Genomic DNA, 20,147 nt, shown 5'->3' on the forward strand with positions numbered 1-20,147 from the left:
CTGAAGGGCCGTTGAAGACTACAACGTTGATAGGCAAGATGTGGAAGTGGTGTGAGCCATTAAGCTAACTTGTACTAATTACCCGTGAGGCTTAACCATACAACGCCAAACGCGTTTTATGTGATAGTGAAACAAGCGAAGAAGTTAATATAACTAAAGTAGATATTACTTAGAAAGACTTAAAAAATATTATCAGATATTTTCCAAATTCAGTTAGTGCGTAGTAATACGGATTAACGCCCAAATTTGCTTGGTGACAATAGCGTTTTGGACCCACCTGATTCCATGCCGAACTCAGTAGTGAAACGAAACAGCGCCGATGATAGTGTAGCATTTGCTATGTGAAAGTAGGACATTACCAGGCTTCAAATTGTAGAAAGCCCGAATCTAACGATTCGGGCTTTTTTACGTCTGCAGAAAAGTGAAATACGCACAATTAATGCACACTCACATCAACACCCATCACGTAGGTCGGGCGAGCGCAGCGACTCCCGACGCTAAAATCACAACAAAATCCCTCAATAACTCAGTCGGCCAATACAGCAGCATTTGCTATGTGACTCTCCACCGCTGTGGGCACTACGACATCACCAGGCTTCAAATTGTAGAAAGCCCGAATCTAACGATTCGGGCTTTTTTACGTCTGAAGAAAAGTAAAATACGCACAATTAATACACACTCACATCAACACGCATCACGTAGGGCGGGCGAGCATAGCGACTCCCGACGCTAGAATCACAGCAAAAATCCTCAATACCCCAGTCGGCCAATACAGTAGCATTTGCTACGTGACTTTCTACTGCTGTGGGCACTATGACATTACACAAGCTTCACATTGTAGAAAGCCCGAATTTAACGGTTCGGGCTTTTTTACGTCTGCAGAAAGTAAAATGTGAACCAATAACGAACAATCAATGCCATAACATCATCGAGTAATTGCATTAAATACCTTCATGATGAAACTAAACCCGAAAGGTTCTCGTTTTTGAAAAGTGTAGTAAGGTTAAACGTAGGTGAATAGCGTACTACTTATTTAACTATCTTAATTCATATTTAATCTTTTTTACTTTCTATAAAAGCTAATTACTCTCATTTCCTTAGATAACAAATTTAATTTTGCTTTGTTACTGTCTTTGATTTAGGATCAAATCAGTTTAAAACCAAGAACTAACAGCCTGTGTATAGATTATTAATTAGCGCCATATCCATTTTATTTTGTTTTTCTGTGTCGGCAGTTGAAGTAACTGATCTATATCAAGATATTTTAAAAGTGGATGACAAAACACGAGACACTCGATTAGCTGCGAGTCGTAAAGCTTTGCTCAATGTTTTAGTGAAAGTAAGTGGTGATGAAACTGCGGATCAAAATAAATTAGCGCAGCAACGTACTAAAGATATTTCTGATTATATGCTTAAGTTTGAATATGACGAGAGAGCAAATGGACAATTGAAACTCGTTGTTAAATTTGAAGCTCGAAAGATCAACGCGCTAATCAAAGAGTTAAACTTACCTTTATGGGGAGTACAACGCCCATTAGTCGCAATATGGTTAGGTATTGAAGACAATTGGCGCAGAGAATTAGTAACACAAGAAAGTTACCCGCAATTAGAGCAGTTAATTTATGACAAAGCAGGACGCCGTGGTCTGCCTGTCGTTGTGCCATTACTTGATTTACAAGATAGACGTTTAGTAGGTATTCCTGAGGTATGGGGTAACTTTTCTGAACCAGTAGAAGAGGCCTCTAGACGCTACAGTGCTGAGCGAAGTATTACAGCAAGAATGTATAAAGAAGCGGATAGCGAAAATTGGATTTTAGATTGGCGTTTTACTAATGATGATCAATTTGATTCAAATAGATTAACGGGCGATAAGCAGCAAATAGTGAGTCAAATGATTGATACCTTAGCTCGAGGCCTTGCAAGCGAGTACGCTATTGATCCAAATGCTTATTATGAACAAGCCGCGGCCACGCTAACATTAAAAGGCACGCAAAGTTTTGTTGATGTTGAATTAGCAAAGCAAAGATTATTGAACTTAAGCGTTGTTACGCAAGTTAAAATTGTTCGTAAAACACCAGAATTTGTAGAATTTAAACTAAACCACACTGGTAATCTAAGTGATCTTAAAAAAGGGCTAGGGTTAGACTCCTCATTTAAAGATTATGAGGATCCACGCGCTTTTTATCATGTTGTTGATAAAAATAGCTTAGAGTATCAATGGATAACGCCATAATGCTAACTTCTGAGCCGATGCAAATGGCATTACCGGTTACCTTGCCGGATGACGAAACATTTGCATCGTACTTTGGTGGGGAAGATTCGTTAGAGGTTAACCATTTAAAAGATAGCTTTTCGAAGTTAGCTAAAAAGTTTCAGTATACTTATTTATGTGGGTTAGGTGATTCGGGTAAGTCTCACCTTTTGTATGCAACCTGCATTAAAGCACAAGAGCGTGGCCTATCTAATATGCTGCTGTCTATGCGCGAAGTAATTGACTTTGGACCTATGGTATTAGACGGTTTAGAAGCACTTGATGTTCTATGTATTGATGACGTGCATTTAGTTGCAGGCAATGATGCATGGGAAAAAGCACTATTCAACTTTTTTAACCGGTTTAACGAACCCGGAAAAATGTTAGTAGTAACTGCCGATTTACTTCCTAGCATGCTTAATATCTCGCTGCCTGACTTAGAGTCTCGCTTAACGTGGGGAACAACCTTTCAAATTCGTTCTATGAGTGATGACGATAAAGCACAAGCACTTGTTAAGCGCGCTCATATGCGCGGCCTTGAATTAAGTGATGAGTGTGCACGCTTTTTACTAACCCGTTTAAGCCGTGATATGCGTGCTTTATTAGATGTACTCGACAAATTAGATCATGCATCTATGGCAGCACAGCGAAAATTAACTATTCCTTTTATAAAATCAACGTTAAAGCTGTAGTAGGTCTAGAATCTAGACCCTTCTTTCAGTTATCATAAGCTATTATCAGAGCGTGTTTACCTTTCCTGATTGGAATTTGTTTAACTTAAGAGTGCTTTAATCGCGTCGTGAGGGCTTTAGCGTAGTATTTATATGCGAAACCCGAACAACAAAGAACGTAGCCTCCGAGATAAACACTTCAAACTGCATGTGTTTGGTCTTTATTTAGCGTTATTGCATCACTTATGTAGGAAACTACAGTCCAATGCTTAACCTTATTTAATAACCAACCACACTGTTGTAAAGCAATCTTGAAAGGCCAACACGCTCTTAAGCAATCACCTTCTGTGAAAGATCAGGTATCGAATGAACTTAGAAAACATATTAGCGCAAGCACTTGAGGCGGTAGCCAGTGCCAGTGAAATAGCGCAGTTAGAAGATATCAGGGTTAATTACCTTGGTAAAAAAGGCGAAATCACTAGCTTACTTAAAACGTTAGGTAAAATAGCACCTGAAGAACGTAAAGAAGCAGGCCAAGTTATAAACCAAGCTAAACAAGATGTACAAGCTGCTATCAACGAAAAGCGTGAGTTGCTAGCAAGTAAAGCACTTGAAGAAAAACTAGCTGCTGAAACTATAGATGTAACTCTACCAGGGCGTGTTATGCCTACTGGCGGTTTACACCCAGTTACGCGCACTATTGAGCGCATAGAAAGCTTTTTCGGTGAGTTAGGTTTTGAAGTTAAATCTGGTCCAGAAATCGAAGACGATTTTCATAACTTTGATGCGCTAAATATTCCAGAGCACCATCCAGCACGTGCTGATCATGATACCTTTTATTTCAATCCTAAATTAGTACTACGTACACAAACAAGTGGCGTGCAAATTCGTACTATGGAAACTGAGCAGCCGCCACTGCGCATTATTTCACCTGGACGCGTATACCGTAACGATTACGACCAAACACATACACCTATGTTCCATCAGGTTGAAGGTTTAATGGTTGATACCGATGTTAGCTTTACTGAGCTAAAAGGTATTTTGCATGATTTTTTACGTAACTTTTTTGAAGAAGATATGGAAATTCGTTTCCGTCCTTCATTCTTCCCGTTTACAGAACCTTCAGCTGAAGTAGATGTTATGGGTAAAGACGGTAAGTGGCTAGAAGTACTAGGCTGCGGCATGGTACATCCGAATGTACTTAAGTCTGTGGGCATTGACCCAGAAAAATACACCGGCTTTGCTTTTGGTATGGGTGTAGAGCGTTTAACTATGTTGCGCTATGGCGTAAACGATTTGCGTGCATTTTTCGAAAATGACTTAAAATTCCTGAACCAGTTCCGTTAAGAGTGAAACAATAAAATGAAATTTAGTGAAAAGTGGTTAAGAGAGTGGGTTAATCCTGCTATTGATACGCAAGCTCTTTCGGAACAGCTTTCAATGGCTGGTCTAGAAGTTGATGGCGTTGAGCCTGCTGCTGCCAAATTTAATGGCGTAGTTGTAGGTGAAGTTGTTGAATGTGGACAACACCCAGATGCAGATAAACTGCGTGTTACCAAAATTAACGTAGGTGGCGATGAGCTACTTGATATCGTGTGTGGTGCACCAAATTGTCGTTTAGGTATTAAAGTTGCTGTTGCAACTGTGGGCGCTGTACTGCCTGGTGACTTTAAAATTAAAAAAGCCAAACTACGCGGCCAACCTTCAAACGGAATGCTATGTGCTTTTGTTGAGCTAGGTATTAGCGAAGAAGGCGACGGCATTATGGAATTGCCAAGCGATGCACCAGTAGGCACTGATTTACGTGATTACCTAGGTCTTGATGATAATATTATAGATGTTGATTTAACACCAAACCGTGGTGACTGCTTAGGTATAAAAGGTCTAGCACGCGAAGTAGGCGTTTTAAATAGTATTGACGTAAACGTATTAGATATTCCAGCTGTTACTCCAACAATTGATGACAAAGTATCAATTGAGCTAGTTAATGAAGATGCATGTCCTCGTTACCTTGGTCGTGTGATAAAGGGCATTAACCTTGATGCAGAAACACCGCTTTGGATGGTTGAAAAGCTACGTCGCAGTGGCGTACGTTCAATCGACCCAGTAGTTGATGTTACTAACTATGTATTACTTGAACTTGGTCACCCAATGCACGCGTTTGATTTAAATGCGATTGAAGGTGGTATTAAAGTACGTAGTGCAAACGCAGGTGAAGAACTTGTTTTATTAGACGGTAACACCGCTAAATTAAACGACACAACACTTGTGATAGCCGATCATAACAAAGCACTTGCAATTGCAGGTATTTTTGGTGGTGAGCAATCAGGTGTTACAGATAAAACATCTGATATATTACTTGAAAGCGCATTTTTTAATCCTGTAGCAATTGCAGGGCAAGCACGTAGCTACGGTTTACACACTGATGCTTCACACCGTTATGAACGCGGTGTTGATTTTGCTCTACAACATGATGCAATGGAACGTGCAACAGCACTTCTTCTTGAGATTGTAGGTGGTCAAGCAGGCCCTGTAGTTGAAGCTGTTGCGGCCGATAAACTACCAAAAGTGACTGAAGTACGTCTTCGTCGTGCACGTTTAGACCGTGTTATTGGTCATCATATTGAAGATGCTAAAGTAACAGATATTCTTACGCGTTTAGGTCTTGATGTTAAAGTAGAAAATGAAAGCTGGAGTGCGGACGTACCAAGCTACCGTTTTGATATTCGCATCGAAGAAGATTTAATTGAAGAAGTAGCACGTGTTTACGGTTACAACAGCATTCCAAATGTTGCACCAACTGCAAAACTTAAAATGACGACACATAACGAAGCAACTATTGCGCTTAGCAAGTTCCGCAATACGTTAGTGACTCGTGGTTACCAAGAAGCAATTACATACAGCTTTGTAGACCCTAAAGCACAAGCTATTTTACACCCAGAGTGTAAAGCAATGGTATTACCGCATCCTATTTCAATTGAAATGTCAGCGATGCGTGTAAGTTTAATGCCGGGTTTATTAGCGTCTGTAGCGTATAACCAAAATCGCCAACAGCCTCGTATTCGTTTATTCGAACATGGTCTTAAATTTATAAGCGACGAAAGTGCAGAAAATGGTGTTTACCAAGTCCCGGTTATTGGCGGCGTTATTACGGGTCTTGTAAATGGTGAACATTGGGTTGAAGAAAAACGTAACGTTGATTTTTACGACCTAAAAGGTGATGTTGAAGCCTTACTTGCAATTACTAATGACGTTACTCGCTTTGAAATTAAAGCCGAGCAGTCAGATGGACTTCACCCCGGTCAATCAGCTGTAATATATGTTGATGGCAAGAAGGTTGGTTTTTTTGGTGCTTTACATCCTCAAGCTCAAAAGTCGTTAGATATCAACAACGCAACTTTTGTTTTTGAAATTGAAATGTCAGCAATAGAAAAAAGAAATTTACCGCAAGCAGAAGGGGTGTCTAAATTCCCTTCAAATCGCCGCGACATCGCGATTTTAGTGGCAGACAGCGTTAAATCTGGCGACATTTTAAGCGTGATCGAAAAAGTTGGCGGAAATCAATTGGTTGACCTAAACTTATTCGATGTGTATAAGGGCAAAGGTATTGAGCCAAATTATAAGAGTTTGGCGATTGCTCTAACACTGCAAGCGGTTGATAGAACACTCGAAGAGAAAGATATCAATCTAGTAGTTGATAACGTGGTGGCCGAATTGGCCGAACAGTTTAATGCATCGTTGAGGGACTAGATATGGCGCTTACTAAAGCCGACATAGCTGAACACCTATTTGAAAAGCTCGGGATCAATAAAAAAGATGCCAAAGATTTAGTTGAAGCGTTTTTTGAAGAAATCCGCTCAGCGCTAGAAAAAGGCGAGCAGGTTAAGCTCTCTGGATTTGGTAACTTTGATCTTCGAGACAAAAAAGAAAGACCAGGCCGCAACCCGAAAACAGGCGAAGATATTCCTATTTCGGCACGTCGTGTGGTGACTTTTCGACCAGGTCAAAAGCTTAAAACCCGCGTAGAAGTGGGCACAAGCAAAGCAAAATAAAAAAAGGCAGCGTAAGCTGCCTTTTTATTTGCCTGAATAACCTAGTTATTAAATTATACCAACCTGCATAAATCTTTGATCAATTTAACGAATTAAATTGCACTATAACGTCGTTAAAAATGTTTTATTTAGAACAACTAGATACAAAAATTTTTGCCTAGTTCTAGCGTAATTCCCTTAACGTTAAATAGACCCCATATATAAGCAGATTGGTATTAGGTTATTTTTGCGATTATAAATTAAAACTCTCGAGGAGATACAAAATCACCTGCCATTATTTGCTGAAATGTTTGCTCGGCAAGTACATCTAGGCTGTCTAAGCTTTTACCATTCGTTATTAATTGCTGCTCAATTTCAAACACGTCAATATTTTCAATCCCCGACATTTGCGCTACTTTAGAAAATATATATGCATGCTTAAATTTATCATGTTTATAAAAAAGACTAATAAGTGATGTATACACTTCAGGATTCGGTACGTTGTCTTTTTTATTGAGTTCTAAAGTTTTATAAAGCAAATCGATGGTTTTTTCATCGTCGAACTTAATATAGTACGATGCTAAAAAAAATTGCATTTCGGCACTTTGCGTTACACTTTTGTCATTTTCTATCGCCAATAATTTAGTCAGTGCGTTTTGGTTATTATTTCGTGACCATTGGTAGTAGAGCAAACCTGGATGGTTCGTATTCTGGGTATCTTGATATAAGCGAGTCATTTCTTTAATGCTCGTTAATTGACCGTCAATACGTGACGTTTTTTTAGCTTTTAACTTAATATGTTCAATTTTGGCAGCCACAGTTATACATTGGTTATAGGATTCAAAGTCCTTGAGTAATTGGTATTTATTTTCATCAGTAGGGTCTTTGTATTCTATGTAACGTTTGATAATTACATCAGAACGCTCATCCTTGCAGTGGCTGTCTTTGTTTAAGTCGCTACAAAAGCCAGGTGTTTCTTTGCACACTTGTGCGAGTGTCAAGGGCTCTTCACACCCTGTCAACGTTAGCAAACCCAATAGTACACTTGCTTTTTTAAGCATCCCTTAACCCCAAATGAATATCTACCTTGTTATTCTAACGCAATCATTTAACGCCTAACAGTAGAGAATAACTTCAGATTAAATTAGAATAGCCCTGCCTGAAGTGCATTACTCTCAAAATATAGTGCATTTTTAAAGGCTATCCGTTCAAAATGATAAACTTAGGTAAATAAAATGACCTCATCTCACGAGTTAGAATACACAAATAGTTGGCAAGAGCGCCAAGATTACGCAGAAAGCATGCAACCAATCATTGGTAAACTTTACCGTAATCGTGGTATCGAAATCGCTGTATATGGCCGTCCTCTCGTAAATGCCAGTACTATCGATATTATCAAATCTCACAAAACCGTTGCTCAGTTTGAAGGCACTAAATTACGTTTGCGTGAAAGCTTCCCATTTTTAGAAGCTATCAGCAAAATGGAATTAAACTCTGCACGTATTGATATTGGTAAGCTTGCATATAGTTATTTGTTCACTGAAGCTGCAAAAGGCCGCTCAGTAGAAGAATTTGTAAAAGATGAACTTGCAGAAATAGCTGACTTACCAGCGAAAGAACCACGCGATGTTGTATTGTATGGTTTTGGTCGTATTGGTCGTTTACTAGCGCGTTTATTAATTGAAAAATCAGGTCCATATTCAGATTTACGTTTGCGCGCTATTGTTGTGCGTGGCGGTAAAGATGGTGATCTTGAAAAGCGTGCAAGCTTACTGCGTCGTGATTCAATTCACGGTCCGTTCAATGGCTCAATCACTATTGATAAAGAACGTAACGCAATTAAAGCCAACGGTAGCTACATTCAGGTTATTTACGCTAACTCTCCTAGCGAAATTGATTACACTCAATACGGTATCGACAATGCATTAATTGTTGATAACACCGGTATTTGGAAAGACGAAGCGGGCCTTGGCCAGCATCTAGAGTGTAAGGGGGCTGCAAAAGTATTATTAACAGCTCCTGCAAAAGGTAATATCAAAAACATCGTATATGGTGTTAATAACAAAGATATTTTACCTGAAGATAAAATTGTTTGTGCAGCAAGCTGTACAACCAATGCAATTACACCAACGCTTAAAGCACTAAACGATAAGTTTGGTATTAATAATGGGCATGTTGAAACTGTACACTCGTACACGAACGATCAAAACCTTATTGATAACTACCACAAAGCAGAGCGCCGTGGCCGTGCCGCAGCACTTAACATGGTAATTACTGAGACAGGGGCTGCAAAAGCGGTTTCAAAAGCATTACCAGAGCTTGAAGGCAAATTAACAGGTAACGCAATCCGCGTACCTACACCTAATGTGTCGCTAGCTATTTTGAACCTTAACTTAGCAACAAGCACATCAGTTGAAGAGCTAAACGCATTTTTACGCGATACTGCACTTCATTCAGACTTACGTGACCAAATTGATTACACAGCATCAACGGAAATTGTTTCTACCGATTTAGTAGGTAGCCGTTACGCAGGTGTTGTTGATTCACAAGCAACGATTGTTGAAGATAACCGTATTGTTTTATATGTATGGTACGACAATGAGTTTGGTTACAGCTGCCAAGTAGTTCGTTGTATGCGGGATATGGCCGAAGTGTCATTCCCAAGCTTACCTCGCTAATTTATTTGCAGTGACTTAAAAGCCAGCATGTTGCTGGCTTTTTTGGTCGTGTATTATTTTTAAAGCGTATGCCTTGTGATAGGCTTTAATTAAGAAAATGCACATTCGTTTTACTATTTACAAAATAATGTCAGTTCTGTGAATTAATAAGCAGATAAACTTATTCAACCTAAAGGTTTTTTTCATGAAAATCAGCAGCAATTTCGACAGTGGTAATATCAAAGTTATTGAAGCCACCGATCCTTTAAATATTCAATTAGAAATTAATAAAGATCACCAGTCTGAATTTTATCAGTGGTTTCACTTTCGTCTTGAAACAACGCCTTACCAATTGCATAAGTTAAATATTAATGAGCTTGATAAATCAGCTTACCCAGATGGTTGGGAAGGGTATCAAGCCGTTGCATCATATGACCGCCAAACATGGTTTCGTGTACCATCAAGCTATAAAAATGGCACATTAAGCTTTGAAATTGAACCAGAGTGCGGCAGCGTGTATTTTGCTTACTTTGCGCCATATAGTTACGACCGCCATTTAGATTTATTATCTTGGGCACAAAGCCAAGGCGCTTGCCAATTAATAACGCTTGGTGAAACACTTGATGGCCGCGATATGAGTGTGCTCAAAATTGGTGAGCCAAGTGAAGATAAGAAAAATATCTGGATCACAGCACGTCAACATCCAGGTGAAACAATGGCCCAATGGTATGTTGAAGGTCTACTGCACAAACTTCTTGATGACGAAGACCCACATGCAGCTGCGCTTCTATCAAAAGCAGTGTTTTACGTTGTGCCAAATATGAATCCAGATGGCAGCGCACGCGGACATCTGCGTACTAACGCTAAAGGCGTTAACTTAAACCGTGAATGGCAAACGCCAAGCATGGAAAACAGCCCTGAAGTTTACTTAGTGCTTAATAAAATGCGCGAAGCTGGCTTAGATATGCACTTAGATATACACGGAGATGAAGCTATTCCGTATAACTTTGTGGCAGGCAGCGAAGGTATTCCAAGTTACGATGCTCGTCTTAAAGGCCTTGAAGATAGCTTTAAAGCTGCGCTTTTAACTATTACTCCAGAGTTTCAAGATGAGCATGGCTATCCAAAAGATGAGCCAGGCCAAGCTAACCTTACGGTAGGTTCATCAGCTACTGCTGAAGAATTCAAAGCATTAACGTACACAATTGAAATGCCATTTAAAGACAACAACGATTTACCTGATCCAGACTATGGCTGGTCAGACCGTCGTTCGTATCAATTTGGTCAAGATACGTTAGCGGCAATTGTTAATGTTGTTGATAATTTAAGATAAAACGTTTATTTGAAGGGTATCAATAGTTTTGATGCCCTTTTTGCTTTTAGTAAAACCCCTTTTACAAAAAATAATAATCATATAGCAACTTCACTCCAAAACGTTTTTAACGTTTCTTCGCCGCGTATCATCACCGTATCGGTACAAATCAATCTACTTTCCTTTAAATACTGCTGATGTAGTGCCTTACAATAGCTACGTAATTAGATGTTTTGAAAATTAAGTGTTAACAAAGTTGGGGTACTTAAGTTAAGATTAATTAAATAATGAGTCGGGACGGGAGAGGTAAAACCTTATTTCGTGAAACTTATGTTGCGTAGTAGCTAAAGCAGAGTCTCGTAATTAAAAATAATAAATATAACTATAGAGGATATCCATGGAAGCTTTTGTAAGCGCTGTTAATGATGTTGTTTGGAGTAATGCACTCATCTATTTATGCCTAGGCGCAGGCTTGTTTTATTCAGTATTAACTCGATTTGCTCAAGTTAGACATTTTAAAGAAATGTGTAAGTTATTATTTAGTCCAAACACGTCTGATAAAGGTATCTCATCTTTTCAAGCCCTTGCAGTATCGTTGTCTGGACGAGTCGGTGTTGGTAATATCGCAGGTGTTGCAGCAGCTATCGGTTTTGGTGGACCAGGTGCTATTTTTTGGATGTGGGTTGTTGCTTTTCTAGGTGCAAGTACCGCATATGCAGAATCTACTTTAGGCCAAATTTATAAAACAGAAGAAAACGGGCAATATCGTGGCGGCCCAGCGTATTATTTTGACCGTTGTTTAGGGCAAAAATGGCTAGCTGTTTTATTTGCTGTTTCGGCAATTATTGCATGTGGTGTTTTTCTGCCAGGCGTACAAGCAAATGCGGTAGGTAATGCATTTACTCAAGTGTTTGGCGATGGCAATATGGTTTCTACTAGCTTTGGTGACGTAGGCAGCTTTAAATTGGTCGCTTTGGCAATTATCCTTATTGTTTTGGCGTTTATTATTTTCGGCGGAATAAAGCGTATTGCGAACTTTACGCAAATAGTAGTGCCATTTATGGCGCTTGGTTACATAGTATTGGCACTAATCGTAGTATTTTTAAATTTAGATAAAGTGGGTGATATATTTTATTTAATTATTAGTGATGCGTTTACTGCGCAGGCCGGTTTTGGTGCTGCTATTGGTTGGGGCGTTAAACGCGGTATATATTCTAACGAAGCAGGCCAAGGTACTGGGCCTCATGCAGCAGCCGCTGCAGAAGTTGATCACCCTGCTCAACAGGGGTTAGTACAAGCTTTCTCTGTTTACGTTGATACCATCTTTGTGTGTACTGCAACAGCATTAATGATTTTAATAACGCAGCAATACAATATTGTGGGTGAGTTACCAGCAGGGCAATTTATTGTTCAAAATGTTGATGCAGCCACTGAAGTGGGTTCAGCAGCCTTTACACAAATGGCTCTATTTAGTGTATTTGGTAGCTTTGGGCAGGCATTTGTTGGCATCGCATTGTTCTTCTTTGCTTTTACCACAATACTTGCTTATTACTTTATTGCAGAGACTAATATTGCTTACTTAAATCGTTATTTTAAAGGCAGTATTCCGCTTGTTATCGTGAAGTTTGTGATTATGTTTATGGTTGCATACGGCATGGTAAACAATTCAGGTTATATCTGGACGATTGGTGATATTGGCGTTGGCTTAATGGCCTGGATTAACATACTAGGTATTTTAGCTATTTTCTTCGTAGCTAAGCCTGCTTTGTTATGTTTGAGCGATTATGAAGAACAGAAGAAAAAAGGCGGAAAGATCATATTTGATCCAGTTAAATTAGGCATTAAAAACGCCACGTTCTGGGAAAAACGCTTAGAGAAGCAGTCAAAAGACGCAGAGTAATTAAACTTAGTGGGCAACTTAGAAAATTATCGCCCCAAAATTAGTTATTGGTTTGAATTCAAAAAAGACAACGAGAAATAAAACAAGTACAATAAAGGCGCCGAAAGGCGCTTTTTTTATGCGTAGTATGGAGAGAAGTATGGCGATTATTCGTTGCCCAAAATGTGCAAAATCAATTTCAGATAAACATAAGCAATGTCCGCATTGCGAAAGCAACATTGCAGAGGTAAACGACGAGCAAGTTTTGCAACTTCAGCGCGAACAGCGAATTAAAAAAAAGCAGATGTTTATAAATCACTCCTTTTTGGCGCTTATCTTATTTTTAGGTGGTTTTTTCTGTTTGTACTTTTTACAACCGCAAGAAAAAACGCTTCAGTGGTATGCTTATACTGCGGCTATTGGCGTAGGGTGTATTTGGTATCTTATAAACCGAATTGTTTTAGTGACTCTAAAAAAGAAAAAATGACATGAATATCGACAATCTTGTACAAAATATTACTCCCGAATTATTCGAACGCTTACAATACGGTGCATCAACTGGCAAATGGCCAGACGGTACCGTTTTATCAGACGAGCAAAAGCAACAAACAGTGCAGTTGGTTATGTTGTATCAAGCAAAAGTGGCTCAATCAAACGAGCAATTTACGATTGGTGCTAATGGTGAAATGATCCAAAAGACAAAAGCTCAACTACAAAAAGAATTTAAATCAGACAACGAAATAGCTAGGTTTAGTGAACATGATCTTTAAGCACCTTTTTACACCGAAATGGAAACACCCTAAGCAACAAGTACGTCTTGATGCTATCGAAAAATTAGACATTGAACGTGATGCAACCATATTAAACACGTTAGCACTTGAAGACAGCTCAGCTGAAATACGCCGCAAAGCACTACAAAAAGTAAACGAGTTACCACTTTGGTGGAAAGCGTATAAACAAGATCAAGCATTAAAAGATATAGCAGAGCTTCAAATATCTAATGCTGTTTTAAATAGCGAAAGTGCACTAACACCGCAAATTAAAAACGAATACATAGAGCGTTTTGCACCCGTTAAAACACTCGAAAAGTTAGCGTTTGCAGAAAAAGAACTGCAAGTACGCGTTAAATTATTAAAACGTTTAGCAAATCCAAAACTAGTAGAAAAAGCATTTAAAGAAGGTAGCGAAGAGCTACAAACTCAATTAGTTGAACTTGTTATTACCCATCAATTAATTAAGCCATTAGTAAAGCATGCAAAGGATGGTGCAAAAGCAGCACTTGAAACGCATATTGAAAATGAGCGTTTAGCAATAGAAATGCCACTGCAGGTTGAAAGTGCAACACGTGTTATTTTAGCTAAGTTAAATGCTTTACGTGAAAAAACAGATTTTGGTGTTGTAAATCCACAAGCCGGCGAATTAATGGCCCAGTGGCAAGCACTTGAGCTCAAATGGCTAAGTGATGAGCGTGTTAAGCTTCTTGACGAAAAATATATTTCGATTACCACTAAGTTAGATGCACACATTGAACAGCTAAAAGCGATACACGACAAAGAGCAGCAAAAATTAGCGCTACAACAGCGCCAATTGCTAGCGCTTGCAACTGTTGAAGCGTTAAGTGAGGAAATAGAAAACGCCTTACAGCTAGGCCTTGAAACACCAGAGCAAATTCAACAAGATTGGCTTGATGCAAAAGTAGCGCAAGCTAAGCAAGCTATTAGCGAAACAGAACTTGCTAATAATACGCAATCTAAACTGGCTGTAAGCAAGTTAGAAAAGCTATTTACTCAAGTTGCTAAATTACCTGAGCTAACAACGGCTATTAAAGAGTACAAACTCGCTTTTGCAGCATTATGCGAAATTAAGCCAGCAGAAGATTTAGCGCAATACGATGCAACTCTAACTGAATTTAATAATGGTTTTAAAGCAGCGCGTAGTCATTTAAATATTTTAGATGGTGCACTGCAAAGTACCTTTAAAACACAGTTAAATACGCATAAAAAGCAATTTTTAGCACCAATGAGTGAGCTAGTTAAGCCACTTGAAAAAAACCAAAGCCAAGCAAAACGCAAAGCTCGTGATGTTAAACGCCTAATTGAAGAAGGTCGTTTTAATGTTGCCTTTGGCGTGTTTAAAGGGTTTGAAGAGTTATTTAATACACTCACTGAGCAATATCAACAGCCGCTTGTAAATATTAAAGCGGAACTTGAAGCGCAACTTGCAGATGCTAAAGATTGGCAAAAATACGCTGCAGCACCAAAGCGTGAAGCTTTATTAGAAGAAGTAAGTGTATTAGTAAGTGAAGAGTGTACTGACCCACAACAACGCGCAGAGCAAGTAAAAGTGCTACGCAAGCGTTGGAATGAGTTAGGTCGTTTAGATACAGATGAAGAAAAGCAACAAGGCGTGCAGTTTGATGAAAAAATCGAGCTGTTATTTGCACCTTGTCGTAGTTACTTTGCAGAGCAAGAAGTACAACGCGAGGCCTCAAAAGCACAACGCGAAAGTATTATTAGCGACATGCACGCGCTTCATTTACAGCCTACGGCTGAGGATGACTTTGATTGGAAGCAATATGAAAGCCAATACAATCGTTTAAACAAAGCGTGGCGCAGTGTAGGTAAAGTTGATCCTAAAACATACCGTACACTAAACGATCGTTATAAAAGCGAGCAACAACAAGTACTTGCTTTATTAAACGCATTTCATAAAAGTAATGCCGTACTTAAAAATGAATTAGTAGAAAAAGCGCAGCAATTATCACAAAGCGATGATTTAGCCGCTGCGTGCCAAGAGTTGAAGCAAATGCAGCAGCAATGGCAAACAATTGGTTTTGCAGGTTTAAAAGCTGAAAATGCGTTATGGCAAAAATTTCGTCAATTTAACGATGAAACATTTACTAAACGTAGTAGTGAATTTGAGCAGCAAAAACTTGATCAAAATGAGTCAGATAAACAAGCAGTTGCAGAACTTGCTGAGCTTGAAGCAGCACTTAGCGATGTAAATCAAAGAGCACAGTTGCACGACCTAGAAACAAAAGTGAAAGGGTACACGCAATTTAGATCGTTAGCGCCAAAAGTTACTAAGCTACTAGCAGCTATTGACGATAAACTTGCATTGCTTACAAGCAAATCAGAGCAAGCTAATCTAGATGCGTTAATTACAGCACTTGAAAACAATGAAGCGTTACCAAGTCAGTATCAAGCACCGCTTAAAACAGCATTAAATACAGAGCAACTTATTACGCGAATGGAAATATTAGCGAACGTAAGTTCAACTGATAAGTCACTTAGAATGGCAGAACAAGTAGCCATGTTAGATGACAAACATCGTGGCGAACATGCTGATTTAAACTATTATTTAAAACAGTTATTAGCGCTCAGTGCTGGTTCAGTTGAACCTGACACACTAACGCGACTTAAAGCGACACTTGCAGCTTAATGCACTAGGGCGTGTTGACCTTTCGTGGTTGAATTTGCAGCAGACTGTTTGGTATTTAGGCAAGGCAGAGTCTATGTAGTGTGGTTATTCCCCATAAATAGGCGATAACGCAGCATAAATGCCAAACATGCGCTGCCCTTTGGGTTCTTTCTAGGGACGATTAACTCTTTGTTGCTCGGTTTTGACTTAGCCCGCTAGGTTACAAACCTCACGCCGCGATTAAATCGACCCTAGATTGAACAAATTTCAATCCACAAAGGTCAACACGCCCTAGAACCAGCGTAATATATGCTGGTTACTATTTTAATAAGCCGCTTTAATAGCGGCTTTTTTATGTATCACTAATTTATAAACAAAAGGGTTCTCATGAGAATTTTAGTTATTATTGCAGCGTTATTTTTAACTGCCTGTAATACCACGCAAGGCATATCAGTATATTCATTTACTAACTCTGAGGTTGAGTCTGTACTGGGTAAGCAATTACCAAAGTTAAGTGAAAAAGTAAGCTTAATGGGTTTGCCAGTTCAGTTTGATGTAAACGACTTAAGTGTAAATATTGGGCCTGGTAACCGCGATGTTGTTGTTCTTGGTGCCGATTCAAGCGCTGAAATTAATGCATTCGCACTTAAATACCCAGTGCGTTTAAAGCTACAAATTGAAGGTAGCCCATTTTACGACAGTGAGAAAAAAGCGGTGTTCTTACGCAATATTAAATTACTTGATTCGAGTGTTGATGCCGGTGGTTTTAAAGGTAATTTAGGTGCACTTGATAGCCAAGCAATGGATGTGATTAATGCTTTTTTAGCGGTTAACCCTGTTTATACATTAAATATGGACGACCCTAAAATGATGCTACTCAGTAAACTTCCACTTGATATGAAAGTGGTTGAAGGTGCAATTAAGCTAGTACCTCGTCTGTAAGTAGATCTACCTACTTACAATATACGTATTAATTAGCCTGACTTTCAGGCTAATTAGGTTTTAATATTATGGCGGCTCCTCGTACTGTTCCCACTTCTCGGCTTTCTCGCTTTGCAAAATTAGGCTCACTTGCCACAGGTGTTGCTACCAATATGTTAGTTGATGGCGCTAAGAGCGCGCTAACCGGTAAAGGTTGGGACAATAAAAGCTTGCTACTACAACCTAAAAATATTGAAAAGCTAGCCATACAGTTATCACATTTACGTGGCGCTGCAATGAAGCTCGGGCAATTACTCTCAATGGATGCCGGTGACTTACTCAGTCCTGAATTAGCTCAATTACTTGCTTTACTGCGCTCGGACGCGAATCCAATGCCTCATAAGCAACTTGTAGCGGTATTAAAAGAGCAATGGGGAGATGACTGGCTAGCGCGTTTTTCTCATATTGAATTAAGGCCTTTTGCAGCGGCTTCTATAGGGCAAGTTCATTTAGCTTATAAAGAAAATGGCGATCAGCTTGCTGTTAAAATTCAATACCCTGGTATTGCTAAAAGTGTAGTAAGTGATGTCGATAACGTTATTTCGTTATTAACGATTTCTCGTTTATTGCCAAAAGATCTTAATATTAAACCACTTATTGGTGAGGCTAAGGCACAGTTATTAGCTGAGGCTGATTATAAACGTGAGGCTCAGTACTTAATACGTTATAAAAATGCATTAGCAACTAATCCCCACTTTAAAGTACCCAACGTATATCCAGAGCACAGCACACAACAAGTGCTAACTATGGAATATATAAAAGCAGAACCTATTGAGAGCATTACAGAGCTACCAGATAGTCAAAAAAGCTTTGTTGCAGAGCAACTTATTGATTTGTTTTTTAAAGAAATGTTTGAATTTAAATTAATTCAAACCGACCCTAACTTTGCCAACTTTCATTATCAGCTTGAGACCCAAAAAATTGTTTTATTTGATTTTGGTGCAACGCGAGAAATATCAACCGAGCTTAGCTTAGCGTACTTAGCCTTATTTAAAGCGGGTAGCGAAAACAACCGAGAAGGTGTACTTAAAGCGGCATCACACATAGGTTATTTTAAAAATGACTTAGTTGACGAGTATAAAAACAACGTCATTGATTTATTTTTAATGGCGTGCGAGCCGCTAAGAACAGAAGGGGAATTTGATTTTAAAAACAGCGAACTAGCGCTCAAAATTAAAAATGCAGGGCTTGCCCTCAGTGCACAATCTCAGCAATGGCATACACCGCCCGTTGATGCGCTGTTTATTCACCGAAAACTTGCAGGACTTTATTTAATTGCCGCAAGGCTAGGTGCAAAAATAGATGTAAAAACGCTATTTCAGCACTATTTATAGCGTTTTAATTTACACGTAAGTGCATTTTAAGTAATGAGTGCACTTAATGTATAAAATTGCCATAATGCTCGCGATATTTCGCGAGGTGCATTTATGATAAAACAATTTTTAAACGATCCTAAATTATTGCTAAACGCAGTAGGTGAGGGCATATACGGTTTTGACCTGTCGGGTAATGCGGTGTTTGTTAATCCTGCCGCTGAGCGCATGACAGGCTGGCGAGCAGACGAGTTATTAGGTAAAAAAATACACCAATATCATCACCATACTCATGCTGATGGCACACCTTATCCCGCTGATGAATGCCAAATTTACTGCACCATGTTTGACGGAAAGCGTCGTGAAGTTAAAAATGAAGTTTTTTGGCGTAAAGACGGTAGCTCATTTGCAGTGGAATACACCTCAACACCTGTTTATAAAAATGATGAGTTAATTGGTGCTGTAGCGGTATTTCGCGACATATCACTGCAACAGCAAACACAAAATGCACTGCAAGAGGCACTTGAGCAAGTAAAGCATTTAAGTGAGCAGCTAAAAGATGAAAACAACTACTTAATTGCAGAACTTAACGAAGATTGGCAAGACTCAGGGCTAGTTGGACAAAGTCATATATTTCAAACCATGTTAGATCAAATAAAACTGGTGAGTGAAACCGACAGCACAGTGCTTATACTTGGCGAAAATGGCACGGGTAAAGAATTAGTAGCTCGTAATTTGTATCGACTAAGCAAGCGTAGCGAACAAGCTTTTATAAAAGTAAATTGCGCTGCATTTACCCCAAGTTTGCTAGAATCGGAACTGTTTGGACATGAAAAAGGCGCGTTTACAGGTGCTAATGAACGTCGTAAAGGGCGCTTTGAGCTTGCTGATAAAGGCACCTTGTTTTTAGATGAAATAGCAGAGCTTCCACTTGAGGCGCAAAGTAAATTATTGAGAGTCCTTCAAGAACAAGAGTTTGAACGTGTAGGTGGCAGCAATACGCTAAAAGTAAACATTAGAGTAATTGCAGCGACTAATCGCGACCTGTGGGAAATGGTACAAAAAGGCACGTTTAGAATTGATTTGTATTATCGGCTTAATGTCTTTCCTATAAAAGTACCCGCTCTTAAAAATCGAAAAGAGGATATTCCTTATTTGTGCGCTAATTTAATTGCGCAGCTAAATAAACGACTGGGTAAACATTTAAAAGGGCTAAGTAAAAAAGCAATTACGCAGCTGCAAGCCTACGATTGGCCAGGCAATATTAGAGAGCTGCAAAACGTACTTGAACGCGAAGCTATTTTATCTAATCAGGCGATACTTCAGCTAAGTCAGCCTTTGCAAACGGGTGGTGAAGTAGTTATTAACCCTTCACTTACGCTTGATGAGGCCCAAAAGCAGCATATAACCTCTGTTCTCGCGTTATCGCACTGGCAAATATCGGGTGATAAAGGGGCAGCAGTTAAATTGGGCTTACCTGAAAGTACACTACGCTCAAAAATGCGAAAGTTAGGGATTGCTAAAAATTCGTGATATATCGCGCAGCGCGTTTAATATCGCGAATTTTATTTTATTGTGTTTAAATAAATTGTTTAGTATCAATGATGTAAATAAATTTTCAGCTTGGTCTGA

15 protein-coding genes and 2 rRNA genes are annotated in these 20,147 nt (G+C 39.1%); 16 read left to right on the forward strand and 1 reads right to left on the reverse strand.

Annotated features, from left to right (window positions below; translation table 11 throughout):
* The 7 genes from I6E70_RS16060 to ihfA form a co-directional block, all read left to right on the forward strand.
* Nucleotides 1–99: ribosomal RNA gene (locus I6E70_RS16060) — 23S ribosomal RNA — on the forward strand; the annotation flags it as partial.
* A 150-nt stretch (nucleotides 100–249) separates the two neighbouring features.
* Nucleotides 250–364 (forward strand): 5S ribosomal RNA (gene rrf / locus I6E70_RS16065).
* Between the two features lie 813 nt (nucleotides 365–1,177).
* Nucleotides 1,178–2,233 (forward strand): DUF2066 domain-containing protein, encoded by a 1,056-nt coding sequence (locus tag I6E70_RS16070; protein WP_197189184.1) that lies wholly within the window; start codon nucleotides 1,178–1,180, stop codon nucleotides 2,231–2,233.
* Nucleotides 2,233–2,943 carry a DnaA regulatory inactivator Hda gene (gene hda, locus I6E70_RS16075; protein WP_007580342.1) on the forward strand — a complete coding sequence of 237 codons (711 nt, stop codon included), beginning with the start codon at nucleotides 2,233–2,235 and terminating at the stop codon, nucleotides 2,941–2,943. Before I6E70_RS16070 ends, hda begins: the two co-directional genes overlap by 1 nt.
* A gap of 345 nt (nucleotides 2,944–3,288) precedes the next feature.
* Entirely contained in the window at nucleotides 3,289–4,269 is a 981-nt protein-coding gene (pheS, locus tag I6E70_RS16080) for a phenylalanine--tRNA ligase subunit alpha (protein WP_002960692.1), read from the forward strand.
* Between the two features lie 15 nt (nucleotides 4,270–4,284).
* A complete protein-coding gene (gene pheT / locus I6E70_RS16085; RefSeq protein WP_007580344.1) occupies nucleotides 4,285–6,672 on the forward strand; it encodes a phenylalanine--tRNA ligase subunit beta in 2,388 nt (795 codons plus the stop codon).
* A gap of 2 nt (nucleotides 6,673–6,674) precedes the next feature.
* Entirely contained in the window at nucleotides 6,675–6,974 is a 300-nt protein-coding gene (ihfA, locus tag I6E70_RS16090) for an integration host factor subunit alpha (protein WP_002960690.1), read from the forward strand.
* Nucleotides 6,975–7,213: 239 nt separating this feature from the next.
* Here the strand turns inward: ihfA and I6E70_RS16095 are convergent, their stop codons facing one another.
* Entirely contained in the window at nucleotides 7,214–8,014 is an 801-nt protein-coding gene (locus I6E70_RS16095; protein WP_024593069.1) for a DUF2989 domain-containing protein, read from the reverse strand.
* Nucleotides 8,015–8,188: 174 nt separating this feature from the next.
* Between I6E70_RS16095 and I6E70_RS16100 the strand changes: the two genes are divergently transcribed.
* From I6E70_RS16100 to I6E70_RS16140, 9 genes are all read left to right on the forward strand, one after another.
* A complete protein-coding gene (locus I6E70_RS16100) occupies nucleotides 8,189–9,631 on the forward strand; it encodes a glyceraldehyde-3-phosphate dehydrogenase (protein ID WP_007580346.1) in 1,443 nt (480 codons plus the stop codon).
* 184 nt (nucleotides 9,632–9,815) lie between these two features.
* Nucleotides 9,816–10,943 carry a M14 family metallopeptidase gene (locus I6E70_RS16105; RefSeq protein ID WP_197110724.1) on the forward strand — a complete coding sequence of 376 codons (1,128 nt, stop codon included), beginning with the start codon at nucleotides 9,816–9,818 and terminating at the stop codon, nucleotides 10,941–10,943.
* Nucleotides 10,944–11,319: 376 nt separating this feature from the next.
* On the forward strand, nucleotides 11,320–12,822 hold the full coding sequence (locus I6E70_RS16110; RefSeq protein ID WP_010554016.1) for an alanine/glycine:cation symporter family protein: 1,503 nt from the start codon (nucleotides 11,320–11,322) through the stop codon (nucleotides 12,820–12,822).
* 139 nt (nucleotides 12,823–12,961) lie between these two features.
* On the forward strand, nucleotides 12,962–13,288 hold the full coding sequence (locus I6E70_RS16115) for a hypothetical protein (RefSeq protein ID WP_197189185.1): 327 nt from the start codon (nucleotides 12,962–12,964) through the stop codon (nucleotides 13,286–13,288).
* 1 nt (nucleotide 13,289) lies between these two features.
* Nucleotides 13,290–13,571 carry a YeaC family protein gene (locus tag I6E70_RS16120; RefSeq protein WP_007378333.1) on the forward strand — a complete coding sequence of 94 codons (282 nt, stop codon included), beginning with the start codon at nucleotides 13,290–13,292 and terminating at the stop codon, nucleotides 13,569–13,571.
* Nucleotides 13,561–16,242: a DUF349 domain-containing protein gene (locus I6E70_RS16125; protein WP_197189186.1), complete on the forward strand. Its 2,682-nt coding sequence runs from the start codon at nucleotides 13,561–13,563 to the stop codon at nucleotides 16,240–16,242. Before I6E70_RS16120 ends, I6E70_RS16125 begins: the two co-directional genes overlap by 11 nt.
* A gap of 366 nt (nucleotides 16,243–16,608) precedes the next feature.
* Complete coding sequence (locus I6E70_RS16130; protein ID WP_197189187.1) at nucleotides 16,609–17,163, forward strand: DUF1439 domain-containing protein; 555 nt, start codon at nucleotides 16,609–16,611, stop codon at nucleotides 17,161–17,163.
* A gap of 68 nt (nucleotides 17,164–17,231) precedes the next feature.
* Nucleotides 17,232–18,536, forward strand: coding sequence for an ABC1 kinase family protein (locus tag I6E70_RS16135; RefSeq protein WP_197189188.1), 1,305 nt, complete (start codon nucleotides 17,232–17,234; stop codon nucleotides 18,534–18,536).
* A 93-nt stretch (nucleotides 18,537–18,629) separates the two neighbouring features.
* A complete protein-coding gene (locus I6E70_RS16140) occupies nucleotides 18,630–20,048 on the forward strand; it encodes a sigma-54 interaction domain-containing protein (protein ID WP_197189189.1) in 1,419 nt (472 codons plus the stop codon).
* Nucleotides 20,049–20,147: the final 99 nt, after the last annotated feature.

Origin of the sequence: Pseudoalteromonas sp. NGC95 (genome assembly GCF_015864705.1) — a bacterium.
Lineage (GTDB): Bacteria > Pseudomonadota > Gammaproteobacteria > Enterobacterales > Alteromonadaceae > Pseudoalteromonas > Pseudoalteromonas arctica.

Excerpts from the sequence above, each read along its gene's own strand:
- hda (WP_007580342.1), top strand. The coding sequence starts at position 2,233 with ATGCTAACTTCTGAGCCGATGCAAATGGCATTACCGGTTACCTTGCCG.
- pheS (WP_002960692.1), top strand. The coding sequence starts at position 3,289 with ATGAACTTAGAAAACATATTAGCGCAAGCACTTGAGGCGGTAGCCAGT.
- pheT (WP_007580344.1), top strand. The coding sequence starts at position 4,285 with ATGAAATTTAGTGAAAAGTGGTTAAGAGAGTGGGTTAATCCTGCTATT.
- ihfA (WP_002960690.1), top strand. The coding sequence starts at position 6,675 with ATGGCGCTTACTAAAGCCGACATAGCTGAACACCTATTTGAAAAGCTC.
- I6E70_RS16095 (WP_024593069.1), bottom strand. The coding sequence starts at position 8,014 with ATGCTTAAAAAAGCAAGTGTACTATTGGGTTTGCTAACGTTGACAGGG.
- I6E70_RS16100 (WP_007580346.1), top strand. The coding sequence starts at position 8,189 with ATGACCTCATCTCACGAGTTAGAATACACAAATAGTTGGCAAGAGCGC.
- I6E70_RS16105 (WP_197110724.1), top strand. The coding sequence starts at position 9,816 with ATGAAAATCAGCAGCAATTTCGACAGTGGTAATATCAAAGTTATTGAA.
- I6E70_RS16110 (WP_010554016.1), top strand. The coding sequence starts at position 11,320 with ATGGAAGCTTTTGTAAGCGCTGTTAATGATGTTGTTTGGAGTAATGCA.
- I6E70_RS16115 (WP_197189185.1), top strand. The coding sequence starts at position 12,962 with ATGGCGATTATTCGTTGCCCAAAATGTGCAAAATCAATTTCAGATAAA.
- I6E70_RS16120 (WP_007378333.1), top strand. The coding sequence starts at position 13,290 with ATGAATATCGACAATCTTGTACAAAATATTACTCCCGAATTATTCGAA.
- I6E70_RS16125 (WP_197189186.1), top strand. The coding sequence starts at position 13,561 with ATGATCTTTAAGCACCTTTTTACACCGAAATGGAAACACCCTAAGCAA.
- I6E70_RS16130 (WP_197189187.1), top strand. The coding sequence starts at position 16,609 with ATGAGAATTTTAGTTATTATTGCAGCGTTATTTTTAACTGCCTGTAAT.
- I6E70_RS16135 (WP_197189188.1), top strand. The coding sequence starts at position 17,232 with ATGGCGGCTCCTCGTACTGTTCCCACTTCTCGGCTTTCTCGCTTTGCA.
- I6E70_RS16140 (WP_197189189.1), top strand. The coding sequence starts at position 18,630 with ATGATAAAACAATTTTTAAACGATCCTAAATTATTGCTAAACGCAGTA.